The organism is Mucilaginibacter flavidus (assembly GCF_024055575.1).
Lineage (GTDB): Bacteria > Bacteroidota > Bacteroidia > Sphingobacteriales > Sphingobacteriaceae > Mucilaginibacter > Mucilaginibacter flavidus.
On record NZ_JAMXOE010000012.1, the window covers coordinates 1 to 21744 of the forward strand.

Here is a 21744-nt window from a genome sequence, read left to right on the forward strand (position 1 = left end):
CTTAAATGAATTTACTTTCAAATATAATTACCGGGGTAACAAATCGATATTCGACATATTAATTAATAAATGTGCCTTACCAATTATTGCCCCTGTCTAATGATAGGCTATTACTCTCTCAAGAGGGGAACTTGTTTTTGGAACGGAAAAAAGCTATTGCTTCTCTATTATTCATCGCAAATTCGCAATGCACGCGGGCTAACACACCCCTAACCCCTCTCAAGAGGGGAACTTGTTTTTGGAACATTTAAGTTTTTGGTCCGATACAGAGGTCAGTCGCTTTATATTGTCCTCTTCAACACCATCTTCTCTTTCCCATAATCAATTACCGCTTTATATTTCATCAATATATCACCACCTATCACGCCCAAAACTTCGGGGTGTCCAAGTTGGCGGTAGGCTATGTTTATGGTTGATAAGTCCAATACGGCGACTTCAAATTTGTCAATCAAAAGTTTGCCCAGGTGTAGATCGGTAATCAAAGCGGTCGATGATTCCATAGTTGTGGTGCCAAGCCCGGTTGACAGACGGTCGCTGATATTTAGCACGGCTTTGGCATAGGCCTGCAGCAATAGGGTTTTGTCGAATGCAGTTTTTGATGCCCCGGTGTCAAGTACCACTTTAAAGCGTTTGCCAAATACACGGATGTTTATTAACGGATGATAGCCTTCCTCATCCAGATCAATAATATGTAACGGAACGCGGTATTTTTTTGTGGTGATTTTTTCGGTTTTAGTCATGGTACGAGGCGTCTTGCGCCATTTCGATAATTATGGTGTCCATGCGCTGCAGCTCATTTTGAATATGAGCCAGCAACTCCGCGTTTGAGGGATCATCCTGGAGTAAAATAAATAGGCCCTGTAAATTAGCTAAGGGACTGCGTATTAAGTGAGACTGCTTCCAGGCCATATCTTTAATACTGTTAATATGATTCTGTATCCGTTCATAAGCACTTTTTAAATCATTCTCGGCCTTTAGCTTGGCAGTGATATCGTTTGTCATCGACAATCTTACAGGGCGGCCTTCAAATACAATGTCGTAGGCCATTATTTGTACGAAGATAATTGAACCGTCTTTTTTAAGGTGACGTACAACGCGGCTGTTGTCCCAGTTTTTCGCCTCTTTCCTGTAGCCTTCCAACTGCAGTTCATAGTCTTCTTCCGGTCGGAATACCTTTGCGTTTTTATTTACGAGTTCTTCTTTAGTATAGCCGTAAAGGCCAGCTCCGGCATCGTTTACAGCAATTATAGTTTGGTCGTCCTTGGCGATCATCCACATTGGCATAGGGTTACTATCAAAAAGCAGCCGGTATTGCTGTTCAGAAGATCTCAGTTCCTCTTCGGTTTTCTTTCGCTCGCTAATGTCAATCATCGAGCCGATAATTGTAGGCAGTCCTTCAATTTCCGCCCTGCTCCCATAAAATTCAAGCCAATTTGACGTGCCATCTTTCTTTTTACCCTTTGCCTCGTAATTCACACTTTCCACTTCGCCTGTTATCCGTCGCCTTACATTTTCAATTGCAATCCCGCGATAACTTTCATCAAGTATTTGTTCCACAGCGAAGGTATTGACCATTTCGGCGGGTTCGTAGCCAAATACCTGGGCAAAGCGAGGGTTTACGTAAGTAAATTTACCATCCTGCACAATGTACACGCCTACCATTGATTTTTCGGCGATTGTCCTGAATTTTAATTCGGCTTCCCTAAGGCCGGCTTCCATTTTTTTGCGGTAAGTGATATCGCGGGCAATTACCATTATCCGGTCGCCCTTAAAGCGCTTCACATTTACTTCAACTGTAAAAATGTACCCATCTTTTCTTATAAACCGCCGTTCACGTATCACTGGTGCGCCTTCGTTGGCCATGTTTTTTGGCAACGGGTCGATTTTTAGCTCCTCCGGGTCAATTATTTGGAGAATATTCATCTGGAGCAACTCTTCACGGGTATAGCCCATCATTTGGCACATGGCGGCGTTTACATCAGTAAACCTGCCCTGTAAATCCAAAATATAAATCGAGTCTGATGCCTGTTCAATAAGCGAGCGGTATTTGTCTTCATTGTACTGCAATTTGCCGGACTTGCCCCTAATCAAATTGATTTGAGTGCAAAGCAATACTGTACCTACCACAATATGGCAAAGCGGAAAATAAAATTTGGTAAAAGCCGAACTGATGATAAGCCCCTTAAGTGGAGTAATATCAAGCATCCAAACTATAATAGCTGCAATCCCTGCAATGATAGACATGGTGGCTATTATTAGGATTACGATATTTTTGTTTGGCTTAAACATTTGAAGATGAAAGGTCTGGCTTTAAATTTTGCTTAAATGTTTAATTAAAAGTGTAACGGCTATTAAAAATTATTCATAATCGAATAGTAAACACAAGGGCTTACTGTTAAGATAGGCAAATTTATAGCTAATATTCTTATACGCCACAGCAATTTGTAATAAATGTGTGCGAAACACCATTAAATTAACGTGAGCTCGATATAAGAATTGGCACACTTCGAACTCTTACTTCGCATCACCTAAACGGCGCAGTCCTCATGTAATAATCCTCTCCAAGGAGAGGACTTGAGCTTCGCTCCTCGAAATTTCCTTTTCAGCACCCTCTCCTTTGGAGAAAGCAGGGTGTGGCGACGAGCGGCTATTGTGGTTCTACCCGCAGCTTAATGTTTCGTATTCCTATGCCGAAATTACAATAAATTACGCAATTATTAATTAAAACGGATAGCCTATAGCAAGGTTAAATATGTAATTGCTTCCGCGCCATTTGGCATCGGTGAAATCGATGCCATTTATTGTGGTGCGCAGGCTGGCCGGCAGGCTCGGCTTTATCAGGGGGAAGCCAATATCGGTGCGTAAAATCAGTACCGTTAGATCAAACCGCAGGCCAAAACCGGCATCGACGGCCATTTGGTTGATGAAGTTGCTGCCGAACGCTGCGCCCGGTTGAAATTTATTAGGCCTTAATAGCCATATATTACCAGCATCAACAAATAAAGCGCCTTCAACAATGCTGAATAGTTTTGGGCGGAATTCGGCATTGGCTTCAATTTTTATATCTCCCGATTCGTCTGCAAGGAAGTTTGAGCCTGGTGTAAGGCTTGGCGGCAGGTTGTAGGCGCCCGGACCTATCGACCGCGCCTGGAAGCCCCTCAAACTATTTGGCCCCCCGATAAAAAATTGCTGACTGTAGGGGAGTACCGTCGAATTGCCATAGGGTAAACCTACCCCCACAAGCAGCCTGCTGGCGAATTTAATACCCGGTGTAAGTTTATGGAAAAACCGGAATTCATTCTCCAGCTTAACATACTGGTTAAAAGGCGTGCCGAACAATTTGCTGACTTTGCCGCGCAGTGTGTCGGCGCCGGTTAGTATACCGTAAAGGTTGCCCGACATGCTCACTTTGCCATTGTAATAAAAAGTATTGGTCCGGTAATCTTCAGTGGTATTGGTATACGTGTACCCGTAACTCGGGCCGAAGGTAAACTGGTTGTTGATTACGTGGGCCAGCGCCGGGTTGCGGGTATGTTTGATGCTATCCATGTAAATTTTGCTTACACTGGCGGCATCAACATATGTTATGTTTATCAAATTCAGGTCATGCTGCTTGTGCAGGCTGGGTTTCCACGAGTAGCCGAATGAACCGTTAAACGAATTTAGCGTGTATAATTTAGTACGATTGATTAATGTATAGCCCGTTGTTAAAACGGTATGCGGTATAAATGCATTGTTGGTGGTGAAATTAAACGGGCTAATAAACCTTGGCCAGCTAATGGATGGCTGGATACCTGTTTGGTAAACATTGTAGCCGTTGTTATTGCTGCCAAACTGTATATCGGTACTAGCAAACAATGTAACTGTAAACAACTCGGCGCCCTTAAAAGTGTTGCGGTTACGGAAATTGAGGTTTACCTGTGAGCCATTATAATTTGCAGATGTTTGCCGCGCCAGTAAATCGAGCGAGAGCGATTTGCGTTTGTATTGGGTGAGCTGGTAATACACATCTAAAAATGCCGAATCGGGGGTAACGTCCTCAAACCTGTTTTTAACATATTTAAATGGCCCAAGGTTTATCATCCGGTTTAGCGAGCTGTTGTGTTGCGTACGGTTGTAAACATCACCGGGATGCAGTAACACCGAGTTTTTAAAGGTAAAGGGCCTCACGGTGTTTTTGGGATCGATAACATTGTACCAGCGGTATTTTACTGCCGAATCCAATTTTGTTCCTGTATCACGTAGCGAATATTGGGGGTAGACGTAGATATTCCTGATTTTATAAATCCAACGCGCCTCGTCGGGTGTCGCGTCTTTAACCTTTACAAACATATCTATTTGGTGATTGGCTACGGTGCTGTCGTACCGCATTATCAAATCCTCCGGCGCAAAATAAAAGAAGCCTTCTTCCTTCAACCGTGCATCAATACGGACGCGCTCATTTTTGATAATGTCGAGGTTATACTTATCGCCAACTTTTAAAAACGTTTGTGCCGATGTACCGGTAACTGCCGTATCCAAATCATTTTTTTGGGTTGGGAAGGTTATGGAGCGGTAATGATACGATGGACCTGCCTGCACGGTGTAAACCGCCTTGGCGGTTTTTCCTTTACTTACTGTATCGCCATTTACCTGCGCTAAAAAGTAGCTAACATTTTGAAGTCTGTTTTGCAAAATGCCGCTGTTTTTTTCTAAATCAACATTGCTCACTAGTACAGGTGGTTCACCAAAATGGGTATTTAAATAATGCCGCAATCCTGTGCGTTTGTTGGTGCGCGTTTTATTGTATATCCATAGTTTTACCCGTAGCCCTAAAATGCTTGCATTTGGTATTGGTCGTAACAGCGCTTCCAGGTTGCCCTTTAACTCCTTTGCATCGCTCTTTTTAATATCCTTATCTACAATTTTTACTTCGCCGCCGGTGTATAGCTTTTGGTTGGCAGCCAAATACTTTGTGTTGCTGCATGCACTTGCAAACAGCGCGAACGAAATAAATATCAAATATCTTAGCTTGGCCATGGGTTAATTTGATGTTTTTTTGATTTCTGCAGGCGTCTGTACCGGTACAGCTGTCGAGTCGGCTTTTTTATCTGCAGCCTTTTGCTCTGTTTTTATCTGCTTTTGTTTGTCGTTGTATTCCTTCTGCATATCCTTATCTTGTTTCGACTTCTTCTTAAACAGCTCTTTAAAGCGGTTATACTCGTAAGTTAAGGTAAAGCCTATGCCGGTTTCAATTACCTGGCCCTCAACCACAATAAACTCATCCTTGCGGTAAACCCGTACCATGTAGCGGCCATCCTTGGTTATTTTGTAATTTACCGATACGTTGCCGGCAATGTCCGTCGATTTTTGTCCCGGCTGGTTTTGGCCTTCCAGGTTAAAGTTGTTGCCTATGGTCACCGTTAGCCGGTCGTTCAGGAATTGCTTTGAGAGGCCCACATTCAAATCCGTTCGGTTTTGCGCCGTGCCTGATGAGTAATCCTCTCCCGAAGTTAAATCGAAACTCAATTGCACGCCGCCTATCAGGTTGCCTGCCAGCTTGTTCAACTGATCGGATAATAAACTGCTCACGCTGTTGCGTATAGCGCTGCCAATACCCGCATTGCCGCCCTGACTCTGGAAGGGATTGTCGCCAATAAAATGCCCCAGCACCAGTACACCCAAAACCTGTTTGTTCAATTCGTTAGGGTCTGTTCGTATCTGTGCCAGCCGTGTGTTAACTGTTGTTATCACATCGGGCGAGACCGTGTAATTGCTATCCGGTAACGTTATATCAAAACTGATATCAGGCTTTAACAGTTCATTCTTTAATGTAAGGTCCACATGGAAAGGCAGTTTTTGCTTTAACATGGTATTGGCTGTGCTGCCGTCGTCCAGCTGGTTTACCAAATCGATAGGAGGGACATTGGCTATGTAGGTAGCAGTAAGGTTAACGTTCGCGCTGGTTGGGTCGCCGGTCCATGTAATAGTGCTGCCCGGTTTAAAGTTAAATTTACGCTTAACGGTAGCGTAGGCAAGGTTATACGAACCCTGGTTAACTGTGTAAGTACCGGTTAAGTTTATTTTACCGCTCGGGTCGATACCGGCGTTTAGCTGGGCGTCGCCTTTTAACTGCACAATATCGCCGTTTCGCTCATCAACCACAATGGTGAATTTCGCATTTTTATTTACCGTGATGTTTGCTGTTACGTCAAGCCCGGTGATGTCCGATTTTCGCAACGAATCCAACTGTTTGGCCAGGAATATAGAATCCAGCTTTGGCGCGTTGGGGTTTATAACTTCAACCACGCCTTTCCTGTCTTCAATGCTGGGGTCATCGGTTGGTAATACTATGGTCAGGTCGGTTTTGTCGTTAACAGTAAGGTTAGCATCAACTACAGGCTTGGCCATATTTCCGCGGATACGGATGCGGGTATCAATAAACAGTTTGCCATAATACAGCTTGTTATCATCCTGCGTGGAGTTTATCGCCCTGAAATTATTGGCATTAATGTCAATCCCGAACCTGTAGTCGGTAAATGTTTTGGTATAAAGCGTACCTGTTACTACCGCCTTGTTACCTAAAGAATCAACAAGATTAAAATCATTAAACAGGATGCCATCGTTATTAAATGTTATCTTTTCGTTCGGCATGGTGAAGTAGGAGTTCAGCATCGATACATTAAACCCCACTTTGTTAAAATTAATGTCGCCCCTCACCACGGGCGCGTCCGTTGTGCCCGTTATCTTTAGCTGTCCGTTAATGTCACCGCTTGAACGCCTTATGCTGCCAAAACTAAAGCCCTCAATGCTCTTCATTTTTAAAGTGATGATATTGATGTTTAAATCAAATTTACTCTCGGGTGCAGTATAATATATCCCGTTTAAATTAACCTGGTTGCCCTTGCCGGTAACCGTAACATCGGCAGCGTAGGCATTGGCGGTTTGGTTATTTACTTTAAATGCTATATCGCCAACGGTATCGGTTTTAAAGTTGAAATCCTTAACATTTAATGCAGCCGTAAATACCGGCGAGGCCTGGAAATTACTGATATGCGCGTCGCCATTTATCACGCCACCCACTTGTAACGAGTCTTGCTGAGCGGCTTTGGTGAGCGTTTCAATCTTAAAGTTTTTAAAGCCTACGGTAATGGGCGCGTTGAACTCCTGCGTATCGCTGTTGATGCTTAACACCTGGTTGTTGTTGGTAAGCGCAAAATCGCGGGCCATTATCCCTTTGCTGCCAAACTGCAGCGCGTTGTTGGCGTTAACCGTCCATGGGGTGTAATCTAATATCAGCCCATCCTGCAAAAAATTAAACTGGTACTCGTTTGGCAATACGCTGAAAATGCCCGCCAGTCGGTACCGCTCCTTTTTGGCGGCATCGCGTATTTGTAAATTAACATTCAGCTTGTTGTTTTGCGCGCTGCCGGCTAAGCTGGTGTACAACAAATCGAGGTTGGATGATGCTTTTACCTCATCAACATTAAAGCTGTAATTAAGCGCATTATTTTGAGTGTTTATCGCAAATTTTAAGTTGTTAACTGTGTTAACGCCATAAATAATCTTTGGCGCCGAGCCGTTAACGGTTAAATCGCCGGCCTGGCTATCAAAATGACCGCTTATCAATACCGGGTCAAGCCGTTTTAAATCGGGCACCAGTTTGTCTGTTATTGATGTCTTAACCAATCTTACATCAAACTTAAATTGCTGGGGCGAGTATTTTGGTTTAGGTGCATTTGTTGCAAGATTTGTGTTGTAGTATTTGTTGATTAGATCCTGTATGGCAGGGCCAACCTCTGTTAGTTTGTATTTGCCTGCCATGTGGGCATTTAGCATCGGAGCCTTTAAACGCAGGGTGCTGCTATCAGCATTTGCGGTTGATACCAGGCTTATGGTATCCAACTTAATTACCTGGTCTTTTTGAGCGACCAATAAATCGGTAACCTGTATTTTAGCATTCAAATAATTTGGGTCGGCGGTGGGCACATCGGCAACAATTTTACCATGTACACTCATCGCATTTTTGGTAAGTTTTAAGTTTTGCAGGTTGATGCTATCCAGTTGTAGAGTTGCCGCAACTGACGGGTATTTTTTGTTCATATCGGCCTTGCCATCTAATGCAAAGCTAATATTAGGGTCCTTCATGGTGGCTTTGGCGGTGTAGTTGCCGTCGTGTGCCGTGCCCGTCATCACCAGGTTTTGGTAATTATAGCCTTTTACATAAGCGCTAGCCACATTGCCGCTGAATTTCAGGCTTGCCTTTTTAGGATCGAGGCTTACGCCATTTACTTTGGCGGTCAGCGTAACAGTACCCACGGTTTGCGGCTGCTTGGTCAGTGCACCAACATTTAAATTATTTGCCTTAATATTAGCCGAATAAACTTCCTTGCCGGCGTGGTTACGGTTTTTCATCGTTGCATCCAAATCAACCGCACCATAGGTTGAGCGCAAGGCCATTCGAGTATTAAAGTCGTACATGGTGCCTTTAAAGCTGCCATTCAGCTTTAAATTGGCCGGAATACTTACCGAAGCAGGAATCATGGAAGGAGCAACCAGTTTGCTGATGTCTGCGCGACTGGTAGTCACATCATCAATCTTAACATCAAAGTATGATTTATCCATGTTGGGCAAACCCTTCATTGTTGCCGATGCCTTGATATGGGTATTTGCCAGGCCCCGTACTTCCAGGTCGGGAATACGCAGGTCGTTTACCTTACCTTTCACTTTGCCATCAATTCTGAAGACCGAATTTGGCGAGCTTTTAAATGGTTCCATTGTCGCCATTGTGGGCATTAGCAATAAAACGTCTTTCAAGCCCAGGCGGCTGCCATCTAAATTGGCATTTATATATAACTGTCCTAAATCTTTTGTAAGCGATTCGATTGACGGATAACCCACCTGTAATTGCTTCTGCAAAACAGTTTGCGGGGTTTCAACATACAAATCGTTCAGGTAAGCAGTTTTTGGTCCATATAAAAACGAGGTATGGAATTTCTTTAAAACCAAACCACTCTTTTCGCTGAAAGTGAAATCGTTTACTTTGCCTTTTATGGTGTCGGTGCTATAGGCAATATCCTGCATATTGGCATTCAGGTTTTTGATGTTCATGTGCCCAAAATCAAGGCCTTTAGCCAGGGGATTTTGTGCATTGTTATCAAACTGGATATTATCATTGGTAAAAGTAACCTTAGCCAGGTTGGCCCGCCAGCCCTTACCACTTTTAGGCGAAGCCACCAGTGTATCTAATTTTTTAACAGCTTTTACTACTTTCTCCTTAACATTTTCGGGTTTGGCAAATACAAAGCCTGCTTTAGTATCATTCAGTTCAATATTTTTAATGCCGACGATTTGATTTTTTAGGTCAATCTTGTCCATCTCCACCAAAAACTTGCCCAGGTTAACCTTACTGCTCATGTCTTTGCTGCGGTAATCAACCTTAACTTTTGATACATCGATGGTCCCCAGGTTAAGCGTCATGTTGATGGGCGTGGTTGTCGTATCCACCGGTATTACTTTGGTGCCCTCCGAAGTTACCGGCGATTGTATAATGCGGGCGTCAACATCGGACAGGTTTATTTTTGGTATGGTAAACTTCATTTTATCCATATCAAAATCCTTAATCCGGGTATCAAAATGCCCGAGGATGAATTTTACATCGTTGCCTGTTATCTTGTCTTTATAGGATACATTAATTTTATCGAGGATGATTTTATCGATAGAGAACTTCATCCTCGAGGCAGTATCAGTCGGCGTTACCGGCTTTTTTTGCTCCCCTGCAAAGGCTTTCATAATGTAATCGAAATTGAAAGTGCTGTCTGCACCGCGGCTTATATTGGTGGTAATGCCCTCCAGGTTTATTTCGTTCACTTCAACCTTATGGCTAAGTAGTTTAAACAGGCTGATGTCAACTTTTAGCTTTTCGCCGGCTATAAGGGTGTCTTTGTGCTGGTCTTCAAAATACACATCCTCCAACACAATCAGTTTGGGCAAGCCCAGGCTAATGTGTCCAATTTTTACGGGGGTGTGGATTTTGCCTTGTATAAATGATACTGCCTTATCCTTAACAAAATTTTGAACGGCAGGAACCTGTATTAAAATTACAATAAGCAGTACCAGAAAAAGCAGGCTGGCAATTATCCAGAGGATGGTTTTTAGGGCTATTCGTCCAAATCGTTCCAATTGTATAGTTTTTTCAACGGTTAAGCTTGCTTTTGTTTTTTATTATAATCAAATAACTAAGCTAAAAGTTTTGCAAACCTTTCAAAATTTTCACAAAAGGCTGATTCCTTACTTTTTTAAGGAATTTAACACCTTATAACCCACCAACTCTTCCCAGCGGGCGCCGGAAGGGCGGTAATAAACCAAAACCTGGTAGTCGTTTTCGGTTTCAAAATAGGTGCCTTCCAAAGCTGTAATGTCGGCTTTGCCCTTGTTATCAACCCAAACATAGGCGTAATCATAAACGCCCTGTTTTAAAAATATGCTGTTTACATATTTACCCAAGCCGGCATCAAAATTCATTTTGCTATGCTCATCAAGCTTATAATCATTAAAACGGCCAACTATGTAGGGAGTGCCGGCATTAGGTTGTTTGGTGGTGGCCAGACTGAACAGCATGTGTGCGTAGTCAGCATCATTGCGCGGGTCGGAGCCGTCCTGGTTAAGCACATAGAAACTGCCGTTAAGGTCGTATTCTAAGGTGTAATTTGGCTTGTTACGGTCGGGGTCAGTAAGCATCAGCACCGAGTTTGCAGTATCGCGATAAATGTGCTGTATGTTTTGCGAGTTTAACTTAAGCGTGCGCGTATCAAAGTGCCGGAACTCATTTACCGCCGGGAAATCGTTTATGGTTACATCGCTGTAAATAAGCTGGGTCCCCCGGATATAAGTTGGCTGGGTATTCATTGTCCCGGTCTCCGGGCGGTTGTTTTGCATTATCAGTGTGCGCACGTCGCGACTTGGGTTTTGCACCCGCAGGCTGCCATAATCGAGCGTAAAGTTTACTTTTTGATTGGTTTGACGGGTGGCGTTGTCATTTGATGGCACAAGCTCGGCCGCTATATTGATTTTCGGACTAACCACATACAGTTTACGGGTAAGCACCAGTTTGGTTGGGTCGCTGTTTTCATAAACCTTTAGGATATAATTGCCGGGTATTTTAGGTGCGATGTTTTCGTTTGGAAGCTTAAGCTCGTAATGGGTGTACTTTTGGACGGTGGCGATGGAGTAGCTATATGTTAATATGCGGTCGTCATTATAGTTTTTTAAATACTCCGGGGTTGAGATATTTGACGAGTTCCATTCTGCGTCGCAATGCTCAATAGTATAATGATAGTTAAGTGTGCCACCCGCAAGGTTATCAAATCCTAAGGTAACCGTTTCGCCGGAGTTTAGGGGGATAATAGGAAAGGAGGCAGGTTTAGCCGAATTGTAAAATTCGACGCTTTTTATTTCGTGGCGGTAAACGCTGTCGGTGTAGGGTTGGGCGATGGCGGAAATAGAAAAGAATACGAATAAAATTATGAGAAATCCTTTGAACAGCGTGTGATTTTTTTTCATAATACTTATCAATAATCATCATGTCATTGCGAGCGCAGCGTGGCAACCGCACGCTGTACACAACCGCCAATGCAATTTCCACAACTTTCCATCGGCTCTGTATAGTTCGCGGTTGCCACGCTGCGCTCGCAATGACAAAGTTTATATTCTACGCTTCCAACTCCATTATCTGCTCGGCCAGTGCTTCCCATTGCAGTTGAATATGGCCAAGTTCCATTTTCTTTTTATCGTAGTTGGAGTTAATCTCCTTCATTTTAGCCACATCATTGTACAACTTATCATCGGCCAGTTGGGCTTCCAGTTGCTTTACCGTTTTTTCAAGCACGGCGATCTGCTCCTCCATTTTACCCAAATCCTGGTTCAGCTTTTTCAACTGCTGATGTTTGTTTTCAGAATGTGGCTGTTTTGCCGGTGCTGCCTCTTTCTTCTCTTCTTTTTTTGGCTGAGGTGCAGGGATGGCGGCCTTTGGCTCCAGCTTGCGCTTGGCAAACCAAACATCAAACTCGGCATAAGTGCCTGGATATTGTTTTATTTGCTGGTCTTCAATAAACCAAATTTTGTTGGCGATATTATCCAGGAAATACCTGTCGTGCGATACAACAATGAAAGTACCTTCAAACTGTTGCAAAGCCTGTATCAATATATTTACCGACTGTATATCAAGGTGGTTAGTGGGCTCATCCAGCACCAAAAAATTGGCATCCGCAGTAAGCGCTTTTGCCAGTGCCACGCGCGATTTCTCGCCACCCGAAAGCACTTTTATCTTTTTAAATACATCATCGCCGGTGAACAAAAACGAACCTAAAATGCTGCGCAGTTCGGTTTCAGTATGTTTTGGGGCAAAGGACTGCAGTTCCTGCAACGCGGTGTTTTCCAAATGCAATGCCTCCAGTTGGTGCTGTGCAAAAAACGTTTGGGTAACATTATGGCCTGTTTCGGCTTTGCCGGTAAATTCGTGGTCGGCACCGGCAATTATGCGCAGCAGGGTTGACTTACCTTTACCGTTGGCACCAATCAATGCAATTTTATCACCTTTTTCAATAATAGCTTCAGCCCCGCTTAAAATATCGATGGCGGGGTATTTCTTCGTTACGTTTTCCAGCGTAATCACATGACGGCCGCTTTGCTTCGAGAATTTGAAGCTGAAGTTAACAGATGGATTGTCGTCATCCACATCATCAACCCGCTCCATTTTATCAAGCATTTTTATACGACTCTGCGCCATTTTTGCTTTGGATGCTTTGGCGCGGAAACGCTCTATAAGGCGCTCTTCCTGCTTGATTTTTGACTGCTGGTTTTTAAACTCGCCACGCTGAATTTCTTCGCGCTGTGATTTTTCCTCCAAATAAAATGTGTAGTTGCCCGAATAAACGGTCAACTTGCCTTTGCGCGACTCAACCGTTCGGTTAATCACTTTATCCAAAAACCATCTGTCGTGCGATACGATAACAATTGCACCATCGAACGCTTTCAGGTAGTCTTCCAGCCAAACAATTGATGGTAAGTCGAGGTGGTTGGTAGGCTCATCCAGCAGCAAAATATCAGGTGCCTGCAATAATATTTTTGCCAGCATTACCCGCATGCGCCAGCCACCCGAAAAGGTGCTGAGCTTACGGTGTGTATCGGCCTCGCTAAAGCCAAGGCCCGCTAAAATTTCGTGTGCTTTATATTCAATATTATAGCCGTCGAGGGCTTCAAATTCATGCTGCTTGTCGCTAAGCTTGTGCAGCAGGTCTTCACTATAATCGGTTTCTAACTTGTGGAGTATAGTTTCAATCTCGTCGTGCAACTGGTTTTGGCGCTCAAAAGCTTCCATAGCCACATGCAGGATGTTTTTATCCGAAGAATACGACAGCAAATCCTGGTTAAGGTAGCCTAAAGTAAGGTCCTTAGCCATTGATATGGAACCCGAGGTAGGCGTATAATCACCTACAATAATTTTGAGCAGGGTGGTTTTTCCGGTACCATTGGCGCCGATCAGGCCAATTTTTTCCCCCGGTTTAATGTGCCAGTTAGCTTCATCATATAGAGCGCGCGCACCAATCTCGAACGTAAGGTTATTTATAGCTATCATTTGCGCGCAAAGGTACGATTTTTGGGGGAAGTCCGAAAGTCCGAAAGTCGGTAAAGTCCGAAAGACCGAAAATCTTCCGTAATCATTTAACCATTTTACCCCTTACCTTTCGCCTTTAACCTTTAACCCACACTTGCCATCCACGTTTTCGCCATTAACGCTTCACCCGCTATGCTGGGATGGACGCCATCGAGCGTCCAATAACTACCGGGCGCAAGCTCCAGGGCTTTGTCAAAAGCCGTTTGGTAGGGTACAAAGGCAGCATCATATTCATTAGCAATATCTTTTGCTGCTTTGCGGAACAAATCGAACGTGGGGTACCATTTATCATCAACAGCCCGCACGGCCTTTACCGCAAAGGGCTCGCAGATAACAAGTTTTACATTTGGAAGGGCCTTTTTTGTCCGATCAATTAATGCGTGATAATCGGCAATATAGTTGTCGATAGTGCCGGTATAACCATTGGTGAGGGTATGCCAAAAATCGTTAACGCCTATGTGGATGCTCAGTACGGTAGGTTTTATGCTGAGTGCATCAATATCCCAGCGCTCGGCCAGTTGGTACACTTTGTTGCCGCTTATGCCACGGTTATGTATCTGTAGGTTTAACTCCGGATATTTTATTAATAACTGCCCGGTAGTTAACAACACATAGCCGGTGCCTAAAGTGCCGGTATCGTTTGGTGCAAATTTGTTATGGTCGCGACCCCAGTCGGTGATGGAATCGCCCTGGAAAAGGATGATGTCATTTTTTTCGAGGCTGATTTTTTTAGTGCCGCTTTCGGCAACAGCAGCCTTAACAATTTGTGGCAGCGATAGTGATAGTGTTGCCAGTGTGCCTACAGAGGCGGTTTTTATAAAGCTGCGGCGGTTGGCATTGGAATTAAACTTCATAGTTGACGGTTCATAGTTCATGGCCGGAAAGCCAGTTGGTGTTGCTAATATAGAAATTAGTAGGCAATAGTTTTTGTAATTGCTCATTTTGTTACGATGCGGTGAAATACTGAAAATTGACTCGTCCGAACTTTTTCTTTCGGACTTTCCGGACTTTTCCGACTTTCGGACTTCCCCCAAAATTCCTACCTTCGCACCCATGTATTTCCTGCTGAAACCAATCCTTTTTAAGTTCGACCCGGAGCGGGTGCATTACTTTGTAACAGCTAATTTAAAGCGCTTTAACCGGTTTCCCGGCGGTGCGGCTTTGAGCAGGGCGATATGGGATGTTAAGGATGCCAGGCTTGAGCGGGAGGTGTTTGGCTTGAAGTTTCGAAACCCTGTGGGCCTTGCCGCCGGGTTTGATAAAAACGGCGAAATGATGGGCGAAATGGCTAACATGGGTTTCGGTTTTGTTGAGGTTGGTACTGTTACGCCGCTGCCGCAGCCCGGTAATCCCAAGCCGCGCATGTTCCGCTTGCCTGCTGATGGCGGACTGATCAATCGCATGGGCTTTAATAACCTTGGAGTTGACGTGGTGGCTGAACGGTTGGCGGCATTTCGCAAGAGCAAAGCCGGGCAAAAAGGATTGATTATTGGTGGCAACATCGGCAAAAATAAAGTAACGCCGAATGAGGACGCGGTTAGCGATTACATCAAATGTTTCGACCGGCTTTTTGATGTGGTCGATTATTTCGTGGTAAACGTAAGCTCCCCTAATACACCTGGACTGCGCGCCCTGCAGGAAAAAGAGCCGTTGATGGATTTGCTGAACACACTGCAAAAGCGTAACAATAAAAACAGTATCAGCAGGCCCATTCTACTAAAAATAGCGCCCGATTTAACCAACGAACAACTGGATGATATTGTGGAAATTGTGCAGCAAACCGGCATTGCGGGTATCATTGCTACCAATACGACTATCAGCCGCGAAGGGCTGACAACTCCTGGTGAACTAAAAAGCGAAACAGGCGGTCTAAGCGGCGTGCCATTAACCACGCGATCAACCGAGGTTATTGCCTACCTGCATAAAAAATCAAACGGCGCATTCCCGATAATAGGGGTGGGGGGTATACACAGTGCTGAGGATGCTATTGAGAAGCTAAATGCCGGAGCCGTGCTGGTGCAGTTGTATACCGGGTTTATTTATGAAGGGCCGGGGCTGATTGGGCGGATAAATAGGAGGATATTGAAGGGGTAGGTCTCACGTTCTACACGCGTCATTGCGAGGAATGAAGCAACCTCTGCACACGCAAATCAATGAAGCGAAAACCTTGTGGCTACCCATAAGCGGCTGCAAGGTCCGTTCGGCATAAAGGTTCATGAATGTCCTGCGTAGAGGTTGCTTCGTTCCTCGCAATGACGGGCGGGGGGGCAATAAAAAAATCCCATCGGCACAAACCAACGGGATTTATATCATTTTGATAAGCCGCAACAAATTGCAGCTCAAACTATTTAATCAAACAAAATTATTTTGCAGCTGCTGCCTTTAACAAAGCGGCATTGTTTATTGCTATTTGGTTGCCTTTTTTCTCAGCACTGCGGCTTCCGGGCTCCAGGTTGGTAGCCAATTTCAAAAACTGAACTTCTAAACGTGAAGTAGTTTTGTTTTTCCTGTCTTTTCTTTTTAAACGAGTAACGCCCATGATGGTATTATTTTAATGTTTTTAAATCTTCCGAGGTCGGGAGCGGATTCGAACCGCTGTAAAAGGTTTTGCAGACCTCTGCCTAGCCACTCGGCCACCCGACCTTTTTTCAAGGCTGCAAAAATAGCAATTATTTATTGCTTGCCAAGTTTATTTCTGCTTATTTCTGCACAAAATAATGCAGTAGCTATGCCAACGTTTAATGATTCGGCCTTACCGGCCCTCGGGATGGTCACCGCTTTGTTAATCAGCCGTTCAATTTCGGGGCGTAAACCGTTGCCTTCGTTGCCCATAATTATTAATCCTTCGTCGCCAAAATTGGTTTTATAAATATTTTCGCCATTAAGCATCGCTCCGAAAACAGGCAGCCCGACTTGTGGCAAAACTGTGGATAAATCAACATAATGCACATTTACCCGCGCCAGCGAACCCATGCTGGCCTGCACTACTTTGGGGTTGTAGGCATCAACAGTATCGTCAGAACAAACAATATCTTCAATGCCAAACCAGTCGGCAGTGCGTATTATGGTGCCCATATTGCCCGGGTCCTGCACGCCATCTAAAACTAACGAGAACTTTTGTCGCAGCTTTTGGTTATTAAGCGGTGAGTGCTGCGGAATCTTAACAAGCGCAATAACCTCCTGGGGGGTTTTCAAACTGCTTATTTTTTCGATATCTGTAACAGAAATATTATATAAGTTTATTTTTTGGGATAATTTGAGCACTTTTGGGTCGAACGAAGCGGTGTGATAAATAGCTTCAATTTTGTAGGGAGAATTAATGAATTCGATAACCGATTTATATCCTTCAACTAAAAACTGGCCGTATTCTTTACGCTCTTTTTTGTTTTGCAGGGACTTTAGTAAACTGATTTGAGACTTTGAAAGCATATATAAAACCTGTTGGTTACCGCCTTACAATATTAAGTATTTTGCTGCTCTTTATCGGGTCGGGCTGCAGTTTAACACGCAGGCTGCATGGAAACGAGTCGTTGGTGCGCAAAATTAACATAAAGGGCATTGATAAAGAGTTCGCCGACGCGGCATTATTATATGTTGATAAAGGCCAGCAGCCCAACAATGTTATTAACCTGCAGTTTTATTACCTATTCAGTAAAAATGGCAAGCGCGACATTGGCGAGCCACCTGCGATATTGGACAGCGGTTTGGTTGAATTCTCACGTGTTCAGATTGAACGTTTCTTACAAAATAAAGGCTATCTGAAGGCCAAAGTTACCGACAGTATAGAGATAAAAAAGAAAAAAGCAACGCTTACATTCACTGCGGTTGAGGGGCCTATGTTCCGGATACGCAAAATTCAGGATAGTATTGCCGACAAAACTGTACGAAATTTATACCGTGTTAACCGCCCCCGCTTTTCGCACGTGCAACCCGGTGGCCGGTTTGACATGGATAGTTTGGCTTACGACCGCGACGAGTTTTACCTGATAATGAAGCGGAACGGCTTTTACGATTTTTACCGGCAGTATGTCAATTACCAATATGACTCAACATTCCGCAGCAGCGTGATTGATCTAAAGGTAATTATTGATAATCCCGTGGGCCGGCCGTTTCACCCGGCTTACCGCATTAATAATACACTTATTACCATATCCAAAAGTAACGGGCTTACCGAGGGTAAGGCCGATACCATACAGGTTGATACGCAATTCAGGTTTGTTGATTACTCGGGCCGGTTTAAACCTCATTCCGTAACCAACTATGTTTTTCAGAAAAAAAGCGATTTTTATGATATTGATAAACAAACGCTAACAACATCGCGCCTGTCGGAACTTAACGTGTTCCGGAATGTGCCGAACCCCACCTATATAAAACTGCCCGATAGTACCAATCGCCTTGATACGAGGATTGATATTACACCGCTAAAGCATTTTAGCGACAGAATTGAAGGCGAGTTTTTGTTTGCCGGCGGTAAATTTGGTTACAATCTTGGCAATACGTTTACTGACAGGAACCTGTTCAGAAACGCTGCCATATTGCAAATAAAGACCAACTGGAGCGTGTTGTTCGATAATAATAACAATAGCATAAGTAAGGCTGCCATTTTAAACCAGGACCTAAGGATTGGCGCAAACCTGGTTTACCCGCGTTTGATAGTGCCCTTTGTAACGCTACCTATTTTTGGTAAATATGCGGTGCCGCATACCACGTTTTCTTCAAACTACCAGTTGTTTTATCAAAAAGGGCTGGTATCGCGCGAGAGCTTTACCAACTCCATAACATACGATTTCTTTGAGACCAGCCACAAGCTGCACACTTTTACGCCCATCAGCTTTGAGTTTTCGAAAGGTACAATTGACCCTGCCGCACAGGTCGAACTACTTAAAAAAGATTTATTTGCCTACAGTTATTTAATTGGCCGCACTATTTTTACCATAGGCAGCCAGTATAGCTACCAGTTAAATACCGACCGTTTAAACAGCTATGGCAACTTTACTTATTTTCGCGGCAGTGTAGATGTTGGCGGCAATACGTTGAACCTGATAAGCAAAGCTTTTAACACCAAGCGAGATACTGCCGGTAAACGCACCATTTTTGGCTATCCGTTTGCACAGTACGCTAAAGCGGAGGTTGACCTTCGCATTTATAAAAGCCTTGGCGGCGAGCGGCAATTTATCCTACGACTCAACCCCGGCGTTGGCATACCTTACGGCAACAGCGACGACCAACACTGGATTTTTGAAAAGGAATTTTATGCTGGTGGCGCAAACGATATGCGCGCCTGGCTACCACGCACGCTGGGCCCCGGGAAATTTAACCGTGCTGAATTTTATGGGCCCCCATCACCGGGGAATGACAGCCTGCGCACCCGGTTGAAATATCTTGACCAGTTTGGCGAGGTGAAAATAATTGCAAACGCCGAGTATCGCTACAAGCTTGCGGATAACTTTTTTGGCGCCAAGCTTAAAGGCGCATTTTTTATCGACGCGGGTAACGTATGGCGCCTGCACAAACAGCCGGGCGAACCCAATGCTGAGTTCAGGCTAAACAATATACTGCCATCCACAGCCATCGATATCGGCACCGGCTTCCGGTTCGATTTGGCTTTCTTTGTGTTCCGGCTCGATGCGGCGCTTAAGTTCAGAGACCCACAGTTCTCTGGTTCAAACTCATGGGTACTGGTTAATCACTTCAATGAGTTGTTTAAATCCGGCGCCTTTAAGGCTAACTATCGCGCTACCAACAGCGGCGATACCTACAACTTTATGCAGCTTAATTTTGGGGTGGGGATGCCGTTTTGAGTTAGTGGTCATTTCGCTGTGCTGTCATTGGTCATTGGTGGGGAAGCATTTGCTAAGGCAAAATTTGAACAAATGAAAAGTCACTAATAAAAAAATGTTAATTTGCATATATTATCAATCCAGCAATGAGCACGTTTCTTACTAAAATTCAAGTTAATAAGGTATTTCATCTCAAAGATTTTGTTATAGAATTGGATGCTAATGAGAAGAGGCATCTAATTTTGACTGGCAAAAATGGTTCGGGAAAGACATCGTTGTTAAATGGTATTGCAGAGTTTTTGCAACAAATAAAAGCTAATCCATCATTAAGCTTTTTAAAATTGGAAGATGGATTAAAAAGTGAGGAACATCAATTAGAAACTTTTAGGAAAATCGGCGACGGTAATTTGATCCGGTCTGCTGAACATCACATCGACACTCTCAAAAATGATATCCAAAAAATATTTGGGAAAGTCAATTTGAACTTCAGTGACAATCTTGAACTTGGAAGGAAAGTCAAGGACCAAGATTTTCTTCTATCATTTTATAGTGCGACAAGAAAAACCGATGTCGTTATACCGAAAAATCCCGAAAAACCAAATTTACAGCCGGTTTCAAATATTAAAGATTCTAAAATAAAAGAGTTTTTAAAGTTCTTAGTGGATTTGAAAGTGCAAGAAGCTTTAGCAAGAAACGAAAATCAAAATGAAGCTGCCAACGAAATCAAGGTTTGGTTCGAAAGTTTTACAGCTCTGCTTCAAAAGCTATTCGAGGGCGATGAAGTAACGTTAGATTTCAATTACAAAAATTACTCATTCACAATTAATCAGGGTGGAAGAAAATTTGGTTTTAACGAATTATCAGACGGTTACTCTGCAATAATTGTTATTATAGCGGATTTAATTATTAAAATGCAGGACCAAAATTCTTTAACCCGTGCCTACGAAAAGGAAGGAATTGTACTCATAGATGAGATAGAAACTCACTTGCATTTAAAACTACAACGTCTTATTCTTCCAATGCTTACAGGCATTTTCCCCAATATCCAATTTATAGTAACCACCCATTCTCCCTTTGTTTTAAACTCGTTGAAAAATGCGGTTGCTTTTGATTTGGAAAAATGCACCCGGTTAGAAAATTTAACTGAATATTCTTACGAAGCCCTGGCCGAAGGTTATTTTAAAGTTGAAACAGATTCTAATTTTTTGCTCGCTAAATTGGAAAGATTTCAAGAGCTTTCTGAAATTACCGAAAAGGACACTGCCGAACTCGCTGAATACAACAGCCTTGACGGCGAATTTGCATCGCTGGACGAGATGCTCACTTCACCCAACATCAAAGGGCAATATTTACAAATTAAGTTAAACAGTAAATAAGCCGTTATATGATAAGGGTTGTTAAGTCGGCTGATATTCCGCCATCTTTGTTAGTTGACATTTGTAACAGTTACGATGGCCAGGATGTGCAAAAGGCTCTTGTGGATGACCAACATCAAAAGTGTTATCTGTGTGAGCAAAAAACAACAAAAAGCTTTCAAATTGAACATCTCAAAGCAAAAGCGACGGGGTATTTTCCGGGCTTGAAATATACATGGTCGAATTTATTTCTTTCATGTCCTTACTGCAATGGTCGAAAGCCAAACGACTTCACCATTTTGGATCCGACAAGTAATAATATTGAGGATATTATTTCGCACCGGCTAAATTTGACTTCTAAGTCAGCAACTTTTGAAAGTATCAAAAATGACGATTTGCAAGATAATACAATAAGTTTACTTGATAAAATATTTAACGGGAAGAATCAACTAAGAGATATTAAAGGCGAAATTTTATATAAGGATTTAGAGCGGGAAATAGTGTTTTTTCTTGGGCTCTTAAACGATTACAAAGCACTGCCAAGCCAGGAAAATAAACAGAAGATAATAGACAGTTTATTGATAACGAAAGAATTTTTAGCGTTTAAGTATTGGATTATAAAAGACAACCCAAGCCTTTACAATGATTTTAGCAGTTACATGGTTTGGAATAAAGTGGTTCTGGTGGAATAGAAAATAATTGGAAGGAATTTGTTTATTTGCGTATGTTAAGAACAATTATCATCGCTGAAAACACCGACGTGCAATTGACCATACCTAAAGAGTATGTTGGGAAAGAAATCGAGATTACGATATTAGCCCTTGATGAACTAGCTGAGAGTAAGCCAATCAACGTTACTATGGCCGACTTTTGGAATACCATGTCGGATGATACTGCCAATACTCTTCATAAGGACGTCGAAAAATGTCGTAATGAATGGGAGTGATATATCTGA

The 21744-nt window shown here is 43.3% G+C and carries 14 protein-coding genes and 1 tRNA gene; 5 read left to right on the forward strand and 10 right to left on the reverse strand.

Annotated features, from left to right (window positions below; all coding sequences use genetic code 11):
- Positions 1 to 281: 281 nt before the first annotated feature.
- The 7 genes from NAF19_RS17305 to NAF19_RS17335 form a co-directional block, all read right to left on the reverse strand.
- A complete protein-coding gene (locus NAF19_RS17305) occupies positions 282 to 740 on the reverse strand; it encodes an aspartyl protease family protein (protein WP_252791469.1) in 459 nt (152 codons plus the stop codon).
- Positions 733 to 2244 (reverse strand): PAS domain-containing protein, encoded by a 1512-nt coding sequence (locus tag NAF19_RS17310; protein ID WP_252791471.1) that lies wholly within the window; start codon positions 2242 to 2244, stop codon positions 733 to 735. Before NAF19_RS17310 ends, NAF19_RS17305 begins: the two co-directional genes overlap by 8 nt.
- A gap of 477 nt (positions 2245 to 2721) precedes the next feature.
- Positions 2722 to 5019 (reverse strand): translocation and assembly module lipoprotein TamL, encoded by a 2298-nt coding sequence (tamL, locus tag NAF19_RS17315; RefSeq protein WP_252791472.1) that lies wholly within the window; start codon positions 5017 to 5019, stop codon positions 2722 to 2724.
- A gap of 3 nt (positions 5020 to 5022) precedes the next feature.
- Entirely contained in the window at positions 5023 to 10161 is a 5139-nt protein-coding gene (locus NAF19_RS17320) for a translocation/assembly module TamB domain-containing protein (protein ID WP_252791474.1), read from the reverse strand.
- 108 nt (positions 10162 to 10269) lie between these two features.
- Positions 10270 to 11541, reverse strand: a complete 1272-nt coding sequence (locus tag NAF19_RS17325) for a type IX secretion system plug protein (protein WP_252791476.1) — start codon at positions 11539 to 11541, stop codon at positions 10270 to 10272.
- 148 nt (positions 11542 to 11689) lie between these two features.
- Positions 11690 to 13615: an ABC-F family ATP-binding cassette domain-containing protein gene (locus NAF19_RS17330; RefSeq protein ID WP_252791478.1), complete on the reverse strand. Its 1926-nt coding sequence runs from the start codon at positions 13613 to 13615 to the stop codon at positions 11690 to 11692.
- Positions 13616 to 13737: 122 nt separating this feature from the next.
- On the reverse strand, positions 13738 to 14508 hold the full coding sequence (locus tag NAF19_RS17335; protein WP_252791480.1) for an SGNH/GDSL hydrolase family protein: 771 nt from the start codon (positions 14506 to 14508) through the stop codon (positions 13738 to 13740).
- 199 nt (positions 14509 to 14707) lie between these two features.
- Between NAF19_RS17335 and NAF19_RS17340 the strand changes: the two genes are divergently transcribed.
- Entirely contained in the window at positions 14708 to 15748 is a 1041-nt protein-coding gene (locus NAF19_RS17340; RefSeq protein ID WP_252791482.1) for a quinone-dependent dihydroorotate dehydrogenase, read from the forward strand.
- 268 nt (positions 15749 to 16016) lie between these two features.
- Here the strand turns inward: NAF19_RS17340 and NAF19_RS17345 are convergent, their stop codons facing one another.
- The 3 genes from NAF19_RS17345 to NAF19_RS17355 all read right to left on the reverse strand — a co-directional run bounded on the left by NAF19_RS17345 (position 16017) and on the right by NAF19_RS17355 (position 17083).
- Positions 16017 to 16193, reverse strand: a complete 177-nt coding sequence (locus NAF19_RS17345) for a spore protein (RefSeq protein WP_252791484.1) — start codon at positions 16191 to 16193, stop codon at positions 16017 to 16019.
- A gap of 33 nt (positions 16194 to 16226) precedes the next feature.
- A tRNA-Cys gene (locus NAF19_RS17350) sits at positions 16227 to 16297 on the reverse strand.
- Positions 16298 to 16327: 30 nt separating this feature from the next.
- Positions 16328 to 17083: a TrmH family RNA methyltransferase gene (locus tag NAF19_RS17355; RefSeq protein ID WP_252791486.1), complete on the reverse strand. Its 756-nt coding sequence runs from the start codon at positions 17081 to 17083 to the stop codon at positions 16328 to 16330.
- On the opposite strand from NAF19_RS17355, the gene tamL (NAF19_RS17360) reads away from it, so the two are divergent.
- The 4 genes from tamL (NAF19_RS17360) to NAF19_RS17375 all read left to right on the forward strand — a co-directional run bounded on the left by tamL (NAF19_RS17360) (position 17074) and on the right by NAF19_RS17375 (position 21735).
- Positions 17074 to 19455: a translocation and assembly module lipoprotein TamL gene (tamL, locus tag NAF19_RS17360; protein ID WP_252791488.1), complete on the forward strand. Its 2382-nt coding sequence runs from the start codon at positions 17074 to 17076 to the stop codon at positions 19453 to 19455. The two genes, NAF19_RS17355 and tamL (NAF19_RS17360), sit on opposite strands and share 10 nt — an antisense overlap.
- A 125-nt stretch (positions 19456 to 19580) precedes the next feature.
- The gene (locus NAF19_RS17365; RefSeq protein ID WP_252791489.1) at positions 19581 to 20810 is read left to right on the forward strand and encodes an AAA family ATPase; all 1230 of its coding nucleotides are present in this window, start codon (positions 19581 to 19583) and stop codon (positions 20808 to 20810) included.
- Between the two features lie 8 nt (positions 20811 to 20818).
- On the forward strand, positions 20819 to 21481 hold the full coding sequence (locus tag NAF19_RS17370; protein WP_252791491.1) for an HNH endonuclease: 663 nt from the start codon (positions 20819 to 20821) through the stop codon (positions 21479 to 21481).
- Positions 21482 to 21513: 32 nt separating this feature from the next.
- Positions 21514 to 21735, forward strand: a complete 222-nt coding sequence (locus tag NAF19_RS17375; RefSeq protein ID WP_252791493.1) for a hypothetical protein — start codon at positions 21514 to 21516, stop codon at positions 21733 to 21735.
- Positions 21736 to 21744 lie beyond the last annotated feature (9 nt).